At 43.6% G+C, this 15,329-nt stretch carries 12 protein-coding genes and 1 pseudogene; 9 read left to right on the top strand and 4 right to left on the bottom strand.

Features of this window, described 5'->3' with window-relative positions; translation table 11 throughout:
- The first annotated feature begins 480 nt into the window (after window positions 1-480).
- From LOS79_RS17430 to sigK, 4 genes are all read left to right on the top strand, one after another.
- A complete protein-coding gene (locus LOS79_RS17430; RefSeq protein ID WP_315411318.1) occupies window positions 481-2,205 on the top strand; it encodes an ABC transporter ATP-binding protein in 1,725 nt (574 codons plus the stop codon).
- Complete coding sequence (locus LOS79_RS17425) at window positions 2,189-3,430, top strand: M16 family metallopeptidase (RefSeq protein ID WP_315411316.1); 1,242 nt, start codon at window positions 2,189-2,191, stop codon at window positions 3,428-3,430. Before LOS79_RS17430 ends, LOS79_RS17425 begins: the two co-directional genes overlap by 17 nt.
- Window positions 3,431-3,462: 32 nt before the next feature.
- Window positions 3,463-4,449, top strand: a complete 987-nt coding sequence (locus LOS79_RS17420; RefSeq protein ID WP_315411314.1) for a VanZ family protein — start codon at window positions 3,463-3,465, stop codon at window positions 4,447-4,449.
- A gap of 145 nt (window positions 4,450-4,594) precedes the next feature.
- A complete protein-coding gene (gene sigK, locus LOS79_RS17415; protein ID WP_039870896.1) occupies window positions 4,595-5,296 on the top strand; it encodes an RNA polymerase sporulation sigma factor SigK in 702 nt (233 codons plus the stop codon).
- A 122-nt stretch (window positions 5,297-5,418) separates the two neighbouring features.
- Here the strand turns inward: sigK and LOS79_RS17410 are convergent, their stop codons facing one another.
- Window positions 5,419-5,928: a hypothetical protein gene (locus LOS79_RS17410; protein WP_315411304.1), complete on the bottom strand. Its 510-nt coding sequence runs from the start codon at window positions 5,926-5,928 to the stop codon at window positions 5,419-5,421.
- A gap of 977 nt (window positions 5,929-6,905) precedes the next feature.
- On the opposite strand from LOS79_RS17410, the gene LOS79_RS17405 reads away from it, so the two are divergent.
- Window positions 6,906-7,103, top strand: a complete 198-nt coding sequence (locus LOS79_RS17405) for a hypothetical protein (RefSeq protein WP_315411303.1) — start codon at window positions 6,906-6,908, stop codon at window positions 7,101-7,103.
- Between the two features lie 104 nt (window positions 7,104-7,207).
- Window positions 7,208-7,507 (top strand): annotated as a pseudogene (locus LOS79_RS17400) (sigma factor); the annotation flags it as partial.
- A gap of 223 nt (window positions 7,508-7,730) precedes the next feature.
- On the opposite strand, the gene LOS79_RS17395 reads toward LOS79_RS17400, so the two are convergent.
- Window positions 7,731-8,288 carry a TetR/AcrR family transcriptional regulator gene (locus LOS79_RS17395; protein ID WP_315411301.1) on the bottom strand — a complete coding sequence of 186 codons (558 nt, stop codon included), beginning with the start codon at window positions 8,286-8,288 and terminating at the stop codon, window positions 7,731-7,733.
- Between the two features lie 153 nt (window positions 8,289-8,441).
- Here LOS79_RS17395 and LOS79_RS17390 point away from each other — a divergent pair, with 153 nt between their 5' ends.
- A complete protein-coding gene (locus LOS79_RS17390) occupies window positions 8,442-9,239 on the top strand; it encodes a hypothetical protein (protein WP_315411299.1) in 798 nt (265 codons plus the stop codon).
- 205 nt (window positions 9,240-9,444) lie between these two features.
- Here LOS79_RS17390 and LOS79_RS17385 read toward each other — a convergent pair whose 3' ends face one another.
- Together LOS79_RS17385 and LOS79_RS17380 are read right to left on the bottom strand one after the other, a co-directional pair.
- The gene (locus LOS79_RS17385) at window positions 9,445-10,776 is read right to left on the bottom strand and encodes an ATP-binding protein (RefSeq protein ID WP_315411297.1); all 1,332 of its coding nucleotides are present in this window, start codon (window positions 10,774-10,776) and stop codon (window positions 9,445-9,447) included.
- On the bottom strand, window positions 10,773-11,486 hold the full coding sequence (locus tag LOS79_RS17380; protein WP_315411295.1) for a LytR/AlgR family response regulator transcription factor: 714 nt from the start codon (window positions 11,484-11,486) through the stop codon (window positions 10,773-10,775). Before LOS79_RS17380 ends, LOS79_RS17385 begins: the two co-directional genes overlap by 4 nt.
- A 240-nt stretch (window positions 11,487-11,726) precedes the next feature.
- Between LOS79_RS17380 and LOS79_RS17375 the strand changes: the two genes are divergently transcribed.
- Window positions 11,727-12,353, top strand: coding sequence for a hypothetical protein (locus LOS79_RS17375; RefSeq protein ID WP_315411293.1), 627 nt, complete (start codon window positions 11,727-11,729; stop codon window positions 12,351-12,353).
- A 33-nt stretch (window positions 12,354-12,386) separates the two neighbouring features.
- Entirely contained in the window at window positions 12,387-15,329 is a 2,943-nt protein-coding gene (locus tag LOS79_RS17370; RefSeq protein ID WP_315411291.1) for a glycoside hydrolase family 3 protein, read from the top strand.

Here is a 15,329-nt window from a genome sequence, read left to right as displayed (position 1 = left end):
ATAGCACTCACAATGTGACGACAGACGGGGTGTTATTTCTATAAATTTTAATTACCTGAGGAGCTGTGATCACAATGAAACAAATTAACCCGGTTGGCAGAACTACCAAAATGGACACACAAGCATTCTATGGTATGGATCCAATGTCAGGCTGTATTTGTTCAGGGACTGTAGTGCTCTCGTTTTTTGCGGCAAAATTTGATGGCGGGACTTGCAACTGTCAATGTTCCGGAGGAACGAAGAATAGTTCGGCTAACAGCGCAGTTGCACGTAAGGCCTAATTAATTCAGCGGAATAATAAGAAACAGAGCCACTAATCCTACGCGCGAGATAGGGGCTCTGTTTTATAATTTCTGCTTTAGGAGATTTTGTATGAGCACAGCAGTTGCCAAATTTAAAAGTTGCCGCGATTATTGCAGATTGCTGGGCAAGGTAAGCATACTCTTGTGGAGGAGCTCTTCAGCAACTCTGATCTGCTTATTGATATTTAATCTGATTGCCGGGCTGGCGGTTCCAGTAACTACGGTAATCTGGAAATACTTCCTGGATAGTGTTGTGGTGGCGCTGCAGAACGGGGATATCTCTGCTCCTGTAGTATGGATCATAATTCATCTGCTCTATACTCAATTCAATCATGTCATTTACAATATATGCAAATACTTCGAATCAAACCAGGCAGATTATATGAATAAATACATTACGGAATTAACACTTGATAAAGTAGCAGAAATGGAAATGGCGGATTTTGATGACGCTGAGATTTTTGACCATATCCAAAAAGTGAATAATGAATCGTCGCAGCATTCCATGAACATTCTCAGAACGCTGATTACTTTCTTGCAGAATCTGTCTTCTATGGCCGGCGCTGTGGTGATTTTTCTGAATTTCGGCCCGATCATTCTTGTAGTAAGCTTCTTTGCCTGTCTGCCCTCACTGCTGCTAAACATTAAGATGTCTGCTAAATTATTCGCTATTTATACTAAACGGTTCGAGCGGTTGAGGCTGCTGGGCAATCTTAAATCCATTCTGACTACTTATGAGAATATTAAAGAAATTAAGATAAACCGCCTAAACCCTTATTTTAAACAAGTGATTGTATCTGACTTCGAAAATTATTTGCAGGAAGATAAAAAAATAAGAAAAAAATTCTCGGTTCAAAGCAGTATTACTAATCTGCTGGAGAACTTAATCTCCTACAGCTTTCAAATCTATATTCTAATTACGGTTATCTCCAGAAAATTAACGATAGGGGATTTATCGTTATTTGTGAACACACTGTCCAATTTCCAGAATTCACTGGAAAGTATTCTGCATTCCGTCTCTTCCCTCTATGATGATGGGCTGTACATTCAGAACCTGTTCTCATTGCTGGAAAAGGAACAACCGGAGCCGGAAGCAGAAGATCATCCTTTCCCGGTTTATTTCGACACGATAGAACTGGAGCATGTCTACTTTAAATATCCGGGTAGCGAAGAATTTGTCCTGAAAGATGTGAGCCTGACTCTGACCGCGCAGAAAAGCTACTCTATTGTAGGGTTAAACGGTTCCGGCAAAACCACTCTAATCAAACTGATTCTCGGATTATATCAGCCTACTAGCGGGGCAATCAGGATTGGAGGCATCCCGCTGCACAAGATTAGCCGTGAGGACTACCGTAAACATATCGGTGTTGTTTTTCAAGACTTCATTAAATATCCGTTCACTGTGGAGAAGAACATCGCTGTCGGAGAAATTGATGAGGCAGATAACTTCCTGCGGGTCCGTGAGGCCGCGAGGCAAGCGGGAGCAGACGGGTTCATCGAGCAACTGCCGGAACAATATGACACAATGCTCAATAAAGAATGGTCCAATGCTACTCAGCTCTCCTTAGGGGAATGGCAAAAGATTGCCATCAGCCGCGCTTTCATGGCGGATTCCAGTATCCTGATCCTGGATGAACCGACAGCATCTCTGGATGCAAGCGCTGAATATGAGCTGTTCACGAAATTCAAAATTTTGATGGCCGGCAAAACCACGGTTCTAATCACGCACCGGTTCTCTACCATCCGGCTTGTGGATGAGATATTTGTCCTGAAGGACGGAGGAATCCTGGAGAGCGGTAATCATGAGAGCCTGCTGAAGTATAATGGCGAGTATGCGCGTCTGTATAAGTTTCAGGCGGAAATGTACAATGAAGGGTTGTTTGTTCATGAAGGATCGTATTAGTACAGGCACACTGGGCAACGGATTGACTTATGGTGTGCGGGTTACAGATCTGGATACCGCTGATGTTCAGCTCTGTCTGGTGTTAAAGACAGGATCGCTGCAGCAGCGGAATGAGGAGAACGGACTGGCTCATATGGTTGAGCACATGAATATGAGCTTTGATAAATATGGTTATTACAAGGAGTCACTGGAGTATGCAGGCTATGGAGTGACTGATTTTGACCGGACGATGTATGTATTAGGCTGCCGGAATTGCAGAGACAGCATACAGCAATGTATAGCTATTCTGGGGCAGATTGCCAAAGGCTCTTATCTCCGGATGGAATATCTGGAAGAGATCAAGCAAGATATCGTGGAGGAAATTCATTCCCGGAACCTCGCGGGGAAAAGCAAAGCGGAACAAGAGGTTTTTGGACACCCCTTTTATCAGTCAAGGCTGCCTGCAGGGGATGCGGAAAGCGTGCGGAATACAAACTTTGCCCGGGTTACTGCGTTTCATAAGCAGTGGTATACACCTGACCGGATGGCTGTATTTGTCGTTGGGGCAGTAAATCCGTCTGATATAGAACAGGGGATAGCGGCGGCATTGTCAGGTTTATCTTGTGCGGATCAGAGCGATTACGTACCGTCAGAATTGCAGAGTTCGGGCCGCTATCCTTCTCCTCAGCCGGGCAGGATAACAAGTGTATGGCTCCCGGCAGGAAATATGAACCTGCTGGAGATTTATATAAAGTACACTGACCAGCCTGATCTAACCTTAAAGAGTGAGCTGGTGCGGAATATCCTTGCCGGACAGTTGGATACCGTCTGCGGCACAGGGTTGCGGTCTGTTCATTGTCCGGTGAATTTTTTGGCAGCGATGTTCATCAACTTCATTAATATACAGCAATTCTGCAAATTCAGAATAACATATCACAGCACAGCATTGTCCACGGAGACAATTACCGGAATTATCAAAAATGCCATCTACAGTATAGTTAACGACCCGGAGCTGGAAAGTATTGTTGAGCAGTACAAGAAAATGTATGCAGCTTACTATAGCTCAAGCCAATTTTACAGCAGCCTGGATGTACACAGCTTACTGGAGGAATGCGCAGATCACTTCATTCTGGGTTCCCCTTTACTTTCCTATGAACTGGGTATGGAGCAGATCACTGATGCACTTAACAGCATTAGGTACACTGAGGTCAGGCAGGCTGCAGAGTTATTGTTAGCAGAGAAGTAACAGGTCTTGCTGGAAGGGAAGAGGATATAGTAATGAGAGCTGAACGAAAAGGCGGAGGGATTCTCCTCTTCTTGATGTATCTGTTATTTGGGGCTTATGTACTGTTCACGCTGCAAATTATTCTGTTCAAGACCATTCCGCTGACCGCTATATTGGATATGGATACTAAACTGAGAAGTATTAATCTTATTCCGTTCAGGACCATTGCCGGATTCATGGGCGGGAACATGTGGAGCCTGCGGGCGCTCGTGAATATACTGGGGAATATCTTTATCTTTGTTCCACTCGGGGTGTTCGTCTCCCATCAGGGCAGCGGCAAAACCTTCAGGCGGAAGGCCGTCATTCTTCTGTCCGCTACGCTATTCCTGGAAATCATTCAATATGTTCTGGCCTTGGGCAGCAGCGATATTGACGATATTCTGCTGAACTTTGCCGGGGGGCTGCTGGGAATAGCCCTTTATAAGGGAATGAAGGGATTATTCCGTACGAGGCAGCGCCTATTGGGAGCAGTTGTCGGCTTTTTATTGCTGTCAGGTATGGGCGGGATTCTGGCGGTAGGGATAGTTCAGCCGGAAGTGCTGCCATTTCTGGATACGGGTGTAGAGTATGTAACCGACAATAAACCGCAGCTGCAAGGAATCGACTTATATACCAAAGGGGATTTATCCGGTAGTCTGGCAGCGGTAGAGGAGCATTCAGTCACGCTGTCTACGGAAACCGAAGCCGTCATGGGTAGCGGCAATAGCAGCGGCGAATTCCCCGGGTATGTGACGGAGAATCACCAGATTTCTATGGACGCCTCGACACGGATATTCTTCGAGTATGTGCGTGTAGAGAAGCAAGGCCTGTTGAAATTCAAGATGATCAGCCGGTACGAAGAAAAAAACCTCGGGGACCTCAAAACGCTCATCGAATCCCGGGCTAAAGAGAGTGGCAGCATGCATTCCGCCAGAGTCTGGTTTACGGACAGTCCGGAGCAAACCGCCGAGGTGCTGCTGATTATTCTTCAGGAGCAATAAATATTTAGAATACAGCTAAGCCCGTACCTATTTTCCCCGTACATGCACTTCTGGGCACCTACCCACATACAATAAAAGGACCATGAACCCGTAGTTCTCAATTACAGATCGGTTTCATTGTACATGTGCGGGAGGTGTCGCCAAGTTGCCTGGAATCATAAGTACGATTGCGCTGCTGATCAAAGAACTGACGCTGCTGGTATCTTACGTAAGGAACAACGCCTTTCCCCAGCCCCTATCGGAGCAGGATGAGAGCAAATACTTAGGCATGATGGCCGAGGGGGACGCCAAAGCCCGGAATTTATTGATTGAACATAACTTAAGATTAGTTGCCCACATAGTAAAAAAGTTCGACAACACCGGCGAAGACATGGAGGATCTCATCTCCATTGGCACCATTGGGCTGATCAAGGCGATTGAGAGCTACCGCCCGAATAAGGGAACGAAACTGGCCACCTTCGCGGCCCGATGTATCGAGAATGAGATCCTGATGCACCTCCGCTCGCTGAAAAAAACACGCAAAGACGTGTCTCTCCACGATCCGATTGGGACAGACAAGGAAGGTAATGAGATCACCCTGATAGATATCCTCGGCTCCGAGACGGACGATGTGATTAAGGAAGTGGATCTGAAGATCGAGAAGAGCAAGATTTATCGGAACCTTGATATTCTGGATGAACGCGAGAAAGAAGTCGTGGTAGGGCGGTTTGGCCTGGACACCGGCGGGGAAGAGCGGACGCAGCGGGAGATTGCGAAGGACCTGGGGATTAGCCGGAGCTATGTGTCGCGGATTGAGAAGAGAGCGCTGATGAAGCTGTATCATGAGTTTTATAAAGCGAAGCGATAACCTTTGAAAGCGACTTGTCTGCGGATGAGTCGCTTTTTTTAAAATCCACCTTTATTTTTCTATTGTTAGTTTCTTTAATCCATCATTACAATGTACTAACTGTTTCTAATGTTGTATATTGCTCACATGTTATACGATAATAAGTAAATTCTTTTATTATCAAGATCCATCATTCCAATGATTACGTTATCGAAGCTGGATTCAAATACATTAGTCCCTGATATTGAAGCGTTTGTCTGGTTATCTCTTATCACAAAGTATCCCTGGTCAGCATCAAGCGGTATTAGCTTGGATGTCGTTTCATCTGTAATCCCTCTAATCTTCTTGAAGAATGAAGCCGTGAAATCTGAAGGTAGCGGGAGTTCGGACCAATGATTCTCGCGGCCCTTTTCCGCTATAATTTTCATGCTCTCAGAAGTGACTTGATAAATATATACCCGATATCCATCCCCCATGGCTCCATATGATTTATTACTCAGTATAATTTCGCTATCTTTGGGAAGTTGTATTCCAAACTTATCGTTAAAAAAATCTATTTCTTTGTTATTGTCAAAGTAACCTCTATAAAACAATACTAATAAAATTATAAAGATAACGAATCCGCTAATAATGATTCTTGTGTTTTTCATCATTTCAAATCCTCTATTTAAAAGTGAGAGCAGAATGGGAAGATATAAGTAAACAACTCATGCACAATCTGACAAACTGATTAGGCATAAGCCACATTGTATTTATGGCAGTTCTAGCTATACTTTGATAATCATCGTTAACGGCGTAATCATATCAATCTGTAATACCAACGGTTCCATTATTCCATTTGCTGACTCTTATAGTATGGGGTGTAAGAACCACTATTTGAAGATTGTTTGGCATAAGTTTGTAACTCAGAAGATAACAGGGAACTAGAAAATATATATTTTAATTTCCTTTCTATGTATTTTATAGCATTTTTCTTTCTCATAATATCATTAATAGGAATATAGAGTAAATTAATATCAACCCTGTCGGTGTATAAAATGGAAATTTCGTTGCATTAATCTTGGCGAAATAAAGTTAAATTACAAGGAGTATATAATATACCTGAGCGAATAAAATCTATGATAAAAACTTGCGGTCATCTAAGACCAGGTGTCAGGGGAAGTAAATATGATAATAAGTAGATGAAAAGTGCGGTCTTATCTTTGGAGTATATCATTTCCAGTTCATAGGGTAATGAACAGTATGGATATGATGTAAAAGGCAACCAAACGGTACAGCTGTCACCCGCTTCAAGTCCACGCATAGATACAATGGAAGCTAACTATGACGGAGAGAGTATTATCGCAGAAGGAAACGTATCTGGAAGGACTGTCAACTTCAAAGCCCGCTGTGTCCGTGGACTGCAGATAATAAGCATGAAGAAAAAGTGAGGGGCAGTGGGATATTATCTCCGGAACGGACATGGCGATGTAGTCAACCTGTACAGACAAGATCAGATCCTTCTAAACACCTACGATTATGGCATTTGGGGTAATCCTACTGTGAAAGAAAAAGAAGATCAGTATACGAACCCGTAGTAATATATCCGGATTTCGTTATAAATCTGGATCTTATTAAATAAATGAGGTGTATGAAGATGGAGTTAATTTGGTGGATTGCTGTAATTTTATTTTTAATAATTTCTATAAAAGAGTTAATCAAGCCATCGAAAAAGAATATATATGGAAAAGAATATACTAAAGAAGGCCGTATTTTTGTGCGTTTTTGTAGCACTGTTATTATAATTGGAGCTTTATTAGCCATTTTTCAATTGATTTTTAAGTGGTAATTGAATAGTATAACGATCCGTTTGCAACAAGCAGATATTATGAGGATTTATTTTTGTCTAATGCCTGTTGATTATTAGGCCTAAGGTTTTTGTTGAAATATTGAATGACATCGCATCGTGTCCACAACCTCAAAAAGTTCGACAACACCGGTGAAGACATGGAGGATCTCGTCTCCATCGGTACGATTGGCCTGATCAAGGCCATTGAGAGCTACCGCCCGAATAAGGGAACGAAACTGGCCACCTTCGCGGCCCGATGTATCGAGAATGAAATCCTGATGCACCTTCGCTCGCTGAAAAAGACCCGTAAAGACGTGTCTCTCCACGATCCGATTGGGACAGACAAGGAAGGTAATGAAACTACCCTGATTGATATCCTCGGCTCGCAGACGGATGATGTGATTTAGGAAGTGGATCTGAAGATCGAGAAGAGCAAGATTTATCGAAATCTGGATATAGTGGAAGCTGTATCATGAGTTTTATAAGGCGAAGCGGAAACTATTGAAAGCGACTTGTCTGCGGATGAGTTGCTTTTTTTGTGCAGAGTACTTGGGCCTAGCTTATATATCACGATAATGCGATCCAATGAAGAGAATACATCGGGATTCTTTGGATTCGCCGATATCATTAGTTGACTATCTTCTCCCACCCTGATATCAGAACATCCTTTGCTGTTTCTGTAAGTTCTTCAAGCGGCATATTGGAGCTAGAGCTAAGCCAGTCAGTGTAAATACCTATAATTCCAGATGCGATAAATTCAGAGTACACATTAAACATTTGAGGTGACATAACGGTTTGGTCATAGAACGAATTTTTTAATGTATTCTTTAGTATATCCTTGCATTCAGATTTAAGAAAAGCGTATGAAGTTGATTTAGAGATATGCCGGTATAAGCCTATATCCTCCATCATTATTCTATTGAGACCTTGAAAGAAGGAGTCAATGTTAAAATTCTGATTTTTCTTTAGCAAAGATAATACTTTTTCAGCTAACTGATTCTGGAACTCCTGTAAGACATCGATTAATGAGTTGTAATGAAGATAAAATGTTTTTCGATCAATATCAGCCATTATGGCTAAATCAGTAACTGTGATTAGTTCAAAGTCTCTACTTTGAATGAGTTCAAGGAAGGCAGTTCGAATAGAGTTTTTGGTTCTAATAACTCTTCGGTCTACTTTTTTCACAATAACCTCCTATTTATTCTACATTGAATTGTTTTTTGAGGAATAGTCCTCAAAAATGATTTTTTTGGCAATTGTTAATAGTCATTAAATAATTATAATTGACATGTGAGGAATAATCAAATAGTGGGGAATTATGAAGGAGGGAACCTAGTTATGTTTGAAAAGTTATTTTCATTTTACCCGGGAGATCTAACAATGCAGGATTTTACAACTGCATTCAGCCGGGATAATCCTCAATTTGCTTTATTATTGGGGATAGCGGCTCTTACGTTTTTCATAGGTTATATGGAATACGTGTATAGTTTTATGTTAGTGAGGAGAGAGAAAAGTGCACCGTATCCTGTCTGGATGCATACATTCTACTTTGCACATGATTCAATGGGCGCAATTGCTTTCGCATTCGCTGCAAAAGCATCTGGAGGTTTTTGGTTTTTTACAGTTGCATCAATCGCACTTGTCGTTTGGAATTTATTTGAGGTCTATAATCTCTACAAAAGCATTTATGTTGAGCGGCAGGAAATTTGGGGTCACTTGTATGATGCTCCGGTTACAATAAAACAAGCTTGGACTAAAGTAATAAGCCAGATTATTATCTTTATTGGAGTAGTGAACTTATTTAGAGTCTTTATGCATGATCCGTACATGTTTAAATGGTTTATTTTTACGAATATTTTGATCGCTATTATACCAGGATTTTATTGGGCTAAAAGAAAAACACAAATTGGCGCCTCGTACAAGTTGGCAATTATAATCCTCATTGGTACGGTCAATTCATTTATTCCAATGAATATGTGGGCATTAACCAGTGATTATTTCTCGGTAGCTAATAACCCGTGGTTTTACATTATTGGTGTTGTAAGTATTGGTTTTGCCATCAGAAATATATGGATACTACGCAAGCTGCCACAGAAACCTAAGCTGCTGGATAATGGGACAAAGACAGTTTGGTGAAATTACTAAATAAACATCCATGACCGCTCGCTCGCAAACCTAGATTGCTTGAAGTCTGTGAGTCCGGCTGATCTCAAAAAAACCGCAAGAAATCCAGCTGTGCAGAATGAGCTAATGGCGATTCTTCGCGTTGTAAAAGAATATAAACAAAAAATGATCAAGATGCTGCTGTACAGCATGCCTGATCGTTTTTTTGTTGGAGAAGTCAATTCCCCGGAAAGTAAATATGAAGATAAAAAATATCTTCCTCTGTGTGAAAAGAAACGGCCCCGCCGTATTGATCCGCAATATGCCGCATGCTTTTAATGCCGAAGCCATGACGATTTTTATCCTTCTTGCCAGTTTGCGGCAATTGGTCCTTGACGATGAAGTCTCCGTTGAAATAGTTAGTTATGTGAATACCGATAACTCCTTGTTCTTTCCCAATGGATATCGAGATCATCCGTTTTTTATCATTTTGGACGAGCTGCACAGCCTCCAGGGCATTTTCTATGGCATTGTTCAAGAGGGAATACAGATGGGTGGATGAGATAAAAGACAGGCATTGGCCATCCGCCATGCAGCTCATGCGTATTCCATTTTTTTCGCAGAAAAGCTGCTTTCTATAAAGGATGACATCCAGAATATCGCTGCCGGTTTTGACCGTTGTATCGTATACCTCAATGGCTTCCTTTAAAGCTTCCAGCTCCTGAAGGGTGAGCTTATAGCTTATATTTGACAACTGCTGGCGGAGGTCGTGGGATTTCATGTTAATGATCTCAATTTCGCTCCGCATACTGTCAAACTGTTTCTTCTCCGAATACAGCAGTTCGTCCATGATTAATAGATCCTGCTTGAGCCTGCTGGTCTCAAGGATTCTCGTTCGTAACAATAAGGTCAACAGGGCATACAGTATGGCAAAGGTCCGGATAATAAAATCGAGAACTGCATTCTCCCCTTCAAAGGAACGGCTTACTGAGCTAAGGATCATCGTTACTACAATAAAGATGAGGGAGAAGGTAATGATGAGCTGCTTATTGGCCCGGTCGTGCTCATAGACTCTTTTCCGGCGGAATAGAAGAGCAAGTAAAGTGCAAAAAAAGAAATGAATCAAATAGTAGAGTGGCCAGTCCCGGTATGGAACCATAGTCTCAAAAAGAGAGAGGGTTTCATATGGGTTTTTATGTAAAATAATAATCAATATTTCATATAAACGGCCTACTATGACCTGAATGGCTACCGCACCGCAAAGACACAGTATTAACTCCGAAAAAGTCTCCTTAAACAGCAAGTATAACGCAGCCAAGGCGAACAAATACAAAAAGATGTGCGTCATACCAGCAAAAAACTGGGGAAAATGCGTGTTAATGACGGACATTAAAAGGATAATCGGAACGGCAAACGGCATAATTATACTTAATTTCAACCCAAAACCGTTTCTTTTTTGAAAAGGTAGTGTCAGCAGAATGACGCAAAAGAAAAATTCCACTGAAATCGCTGAACGAATAGTGAATTGTTTGGAGTAGATGCCCAATAGATTATCGATGATCCCGCTCATTGGTCCTTATCCCTTACATATTCCATTAGTTTTTTGACAAAAGCCTTTTTCCGGGGTTGGCTGATCCGCAGGGCATCGCCGTCAAGGATAACGGTATACCCCTGTATTTTTTGTACATAGGCCAAATTAACAAGGTAGCAGTTGTTGCATCTAAAGAAGTCATATTCCTCCAGCTTTTTCTCAATCGACGAAATGGTTGCATACTGCCGGAATACGCCATCTGCCGTATGGTAGATTACATGATGTCCTTCTGTTTCAACGTAGCGGATACTCTTGGGGGATACTTTAAGGATGCCGTCTTCGGTTGAGATAAGAATATCATTTCGCGGCACCTCATTAATTCTCCGTATAGCGCGTGACATTTTAAGGGCGAAATCGAAATATTCGACCGGCTTTACGATGTAATCAAGCGCTTCCACTTCATAGCCCAGAATGGCGTACTGCGTAAGATTCGTGATGAAGATAATAATGACGCCTTTATCAAGCGCTCTGATGCTGCGGGCAGCATCCATTCCATTCATATAAGGTAATTGAATATCCATGAATATGATATCAAAATTCGCGGTGTAGTTTTCTAGCAGTGCAACAGCTTGCGGAAAATGCACAATGCTGAAAGAGAGTCCTTTCTCGGAGCCGTAATTGTTCAGGTGGCTTTCAAGCAGGCGGGCTTGTTTCAGATCATCTTCCACAATGGCAATTTTAATAATCATAGTTCACCTCTTCATTTATTACAGGTCCATTTTCACTATAGAAAGCGAATTCATTTTTGTCAATGAAGCTGTCCCCGCTTCTCACAGACTAAAAAAAAACAGCTCAAACTAAAACCCCTGAGCTGAATTTTCTGTTAATTCATTAGATTATGCTACGGATCACACGGATCAAATCCTTTTCAATACAATGAGTGTGCGCTTACGGAAGCGTATACAAAATATTATTAGGGGGATAAGAAAATGACTAAAAAGACAGTTAAAAGAGTAAGCACGGCAATCTTGACAATAGCGCTGGCCACAGGGCTTGCTGCATGCGGTAATTCTTCAAATGAGGCAGGCAGCGGCGGAGGACAGCCGTCAGCGGTATACGCTTCGACAACAAACGTAGCCTTTTCAAGTGCTTACCCGGAATATACCTTCAAGCAGGCAATCTTCGGAGTACAAAGCATTGAGACCTTTGCAGACAACACCTATGTCCTGACAAGCACGGATACCTTCTATTCCGGACACCTGCTGTTTAATGATGACGGTAAATATGATGTTGTTCCCAGAGGAGCAAGCATCATCAAGTACTATGGCACTTTAACTTCAACCGATGCTGACGGACTGGTTACCCTTGAGCTGTCTAAGCCAACAGCAGTTATAACGAACAGCTCTTATTCTGCCGGTACCAACCCGATTGGTTATGTGAATACGAGCGAATGGACTGATGAGATGGGAACTGCAGTGGGCGGCGAGGGTCCGGCTCTGTCTGCTGAAGAATATCTGGAATCCGTTTCCTTCCCTGAGACCTCAATCATTGTTGATGCAGCAAATGACAGCTTCGACTATGTAGTGTTGTCTGGTGACGAAGCAGCATCCAAATAAGCCAATCAGGGATTGTGCAGGGAGGTAACACACTTGAGAAGACAATCGAATTTGTGGCGCGGGATGACAGCCGTGTTCGCTTTTCTCTTATCTTTTAGTTTGCTGATGACTCAGCTGCTGCTCAGCTGGAGCGGACAGGTCAACGTCTTTCTGAATGTCACAGCACCGGTAATCGAAGCGGATGCCAGCACGATGCAATATAAGAGTGATTATGAGCTGTCAGACGAAGGCCTGAAGCAAATGCTGGCTGACTCTGATAAGCATGATGTGCAGACGATGGAAGAGGGAACGGTGCTGTTAAAGAATGAGCAGGCTGTTCTGCCGCTAAGCTCTGAAGAACGCAGCGTCACCTTGTTTGGCCGGGCAACCACCGATCCTGTGTACAGCGGGAATGCCGGGGGGCCGGGGATGGATGAGGCGCGGCAGGTCAATCTGTACAGCGCTTTGCAGGCAGCGGGCTTCAAGATTAATGACAAGCTGTTTGACGCATATAAGAGCAGTGATGTTGCCAGAGTTAAGGCAGCACCAGACTGGTTTATCGGTGAGGTTGAAAAAAGCTTCTACACAAGCGAGCTGCAGGCCACCTATCAGGCTGATTACAATGATGCAGCTATTGTGATGCTGGCCCGCGATGGCGGCGAAGGCAAAGACTTGGCCACTTCCGACAGAGACGGTATCTCTTATCTGGCACTGCATGATTCTGAGAAGGATCTGCTCAAGATGATTAAGGACAGCGGTAAATTTGCCAAGACGATCGTTCTGATCAACAGCGCCTATGCGATGGAGCTTGGCTGGATTGAAGAAGAGGAATATGGAGTGGATGCCGCACTGTGGATCGGTAATCCGGGCTTAAAGGGTTTCACCGGTGTAGCCAATGTATTGACAGGGGCAGCTGATCCTTCAGGCAGAATGGTTGATACCTATGCAGCCAATTCCCTGTCTTCACCAGCGGTAAGCAATGCCGGTGATTTCAAATATGCCAACGATGACGGTCATTACATTGTTGAAGCTGAAGGCATCTACCAGGGATATAAATACTATGAAACACGGTATCAGGATACCGTTCTCGGGATGAATAATGCTGACAGCAGTGCAGGCGCCTTTGTGAATAAGGATAACTGGAGCTACGCAGATGAGATGGTATACACCTTCGGCTATGGCAGCTCGTACGCCAATTTCACCCAGGAATTAACAAGCCTGAATTGGGACAGACAAGCGAAAACCGTTACTGCAACAGTTAAGGTAACAAATGAAGGGTACCCGGAAGATTCAGCTTACACAGGGAAATCCAAGTCTGTTGTCCAGCTGTACGCCCAGCTTCCTTATGAAAAAGGGCAGGCTGAGAAATCAGCCATTCAGCTGATCGGCTTCGGCAAAACCGGCGAGCTGGCTGCCGGTGAATCGGAAGAAGTTACAGTCACCGTTGACGAATACTTATTCGCAACTTATGACGTTAACGCTGAGAATGGTGCCGACCCGGCCAAGAAGGGCAGCTATGTCTACGATCCGGGTGAGTATTACTTTGCGATCGGAAATGACAGCCATGACGCGCTCAATAACGTTTTGGCCCGCAAAGAGGGCGCAAAGGTCCAAGGCAAGCTGCTTGCTGCTGACGGTTCCATTGTAGACGGCAAGCCGGAAAATGCGGCAGCTGTTGCATTAGAGTCGTTGGACAACACAACCTACGCCAAGTCTCAATATACAGACGAGGTAGTTTCAAATCAATTTGATAACGTCGATATTAACTATTTTGCAGAAAATACAATAACGTATCTGACCCGCAGCGACTGGAACACTTATCCGCAGCCATATAAGGATATTGTGGCAACGGATGAGCTCAAAGCGGTTATGTATGACCAGAAATATCAAAAGCCGGCGGACGCACCTGCTTATGACAGCTTTACGCAAGGTGCAGAGGTTACACTCAAGCTCCTCGATATGAAGGATGTCCCGTTTGAGGATGATGCGACCTGGAACAAGTTCCTGGATCAGCTGACCATCAGTGAATTAAGTGCAACGATTGGGGAGAATTTCGGCCAGCCGGCTGTAAAATCGATCAATAAACCGGCCAATAAAAATACGGATGGCCCGTCAGGGTCCCAGTCGAACTATTTGTATGGCGGTAACCAGCCTGCTACGTTCCATGTGGTCCAGGTTGTGGCAGCATCAACCTGGAGCCATGAACTGATCGCAGAACGCGGCAAATTTATTGCTGAGGATTGCCTGTTCAGCGGTACTTCACAGCTCTGGTCGCCAGGGGGGAATTTACACCGTTCTCCTTTCAGCGGACGCAACTTTGAATACTATTCGGAGGACAGCATTCTGAGCTATCTGATGGGGGCAACACAGACCGAGGCGATGCAGGCCAAGGGATTAACAGCTGCCATCAAGCATTTTGTAGCAAATGACCAGGAAACGAACAGACAAGAGCTGTCTACGTTTATGAATGAGCAGGCGTACCGTCAAGGTCCGCTCAAGGGCTTTGAAGGTGCTTTTACACAGGGCGGAGCACTTGGCACAATGATGTCCTTCTCGCGGATCGGCGGACAGCTGGCTTACAGCGATAATGCCACCATGAAGCAGGTGTTAAGAAATGAATGGGGCTTTAAAGGTGTTACCATTACGGATTCTGTCAAAGGCAATCCGAATATTCCAACCGTTGAATCTCTCGTTGCCGGAACAGATACGTTTAATGCCGATACCGGCCGGGCCAGTGAAATTCTTAAATATCTGGCAAGTAAAAAGGACGGATATGTGCTGCAGGAATTAAGACGGGCCAATAAGCATTTCTATTATTCACTGGCCAAGTCCAGTCTGCTTAATGGTCTGACCGATGACACCGAGGTTGAAGGGTTCACCCCGTGGTGGGAAACCTTCCTGAAGGTTACTAATTACGTTCTTATCGCATTAACGGCGCTCAGCGCAATTTTGTTCATCAGAAGCGGCCTAGGACGCAATGCAAAGGGGGGGAAATAA

The organism is Paenibacillus sp. MMS20-IR301, from assembly GCF_032302195.1.
Taxonomy (GTDB): domain Bacteria; phylum Bacillota; class Bacilli; order Paenibacillales; family Paenibacillaceae; genus Paenibacillus_AQ.
Note: the sequence above shows the minus strand (reverse complement) of the source record. Positions and strands in the feature narration are given on the sequence as shown.

Excerpts from the sequence above, each read along its gene's own strand:
- LOS79_RS17405 (WP_315411303.1), top strand. The coding sequence starts at position 6,906 with ATGAAGATGGAGTTAATTTGGTGGATTGCTGTAATTTTATTTTTAATA.
- LOS79_RS17385 (WP_315411297.1), bottom strand. The coding sequence starts at position 10,776 with ATGAGCGGGATCATCGATAATCTATTGGGCATCTACTCCAAACAATTC.
- LOS79_RS17380 (WP_315411295.1), bottom strand. The coding sequence starts at position 11,486 with ATGATTATTAAAATTGCCATTGTGGAAGATGATCTGAAACAAGCCCGC.
- LOS79_RS17420 (WP_315411314.1), top strand. The coding sequence starts at position 3,463 with ATGAGAGCTGAACGAAAAGGCGGAGGGATTCTCCTCTTCTTGATGTAT.
- LOS79_RS17375 (WP_315411293.1), top strand. The coding sequence starts at position 11,727 with ATGACTAAAAAGACAGTTAAAAGAGTAAGCACGGCAATCTTGACAATA.
- LOS79_RS17425 (WP_315411316.1), top strand. The coding sequence starts at position 2,189 with ATGAAGGATCGTATTAGTACAGGCACACTGGGCAACGGATTGACTTAT.
- LOS79_RS17410 (WP_315411304.1), bottom strand. The coding sequence starts at position 5,928 with ATGATGAAAAACACAAGAATCATTATTAGCGGATTCGTTATCTTTATA.
- LOS79_RS17390 (WP_315411299.1), top strand. The coding sequence starts at position 8,442 with ATGTTTGAAAAGTTATTTTCATTTTACCCGGGAGATCTAACAATGCAG.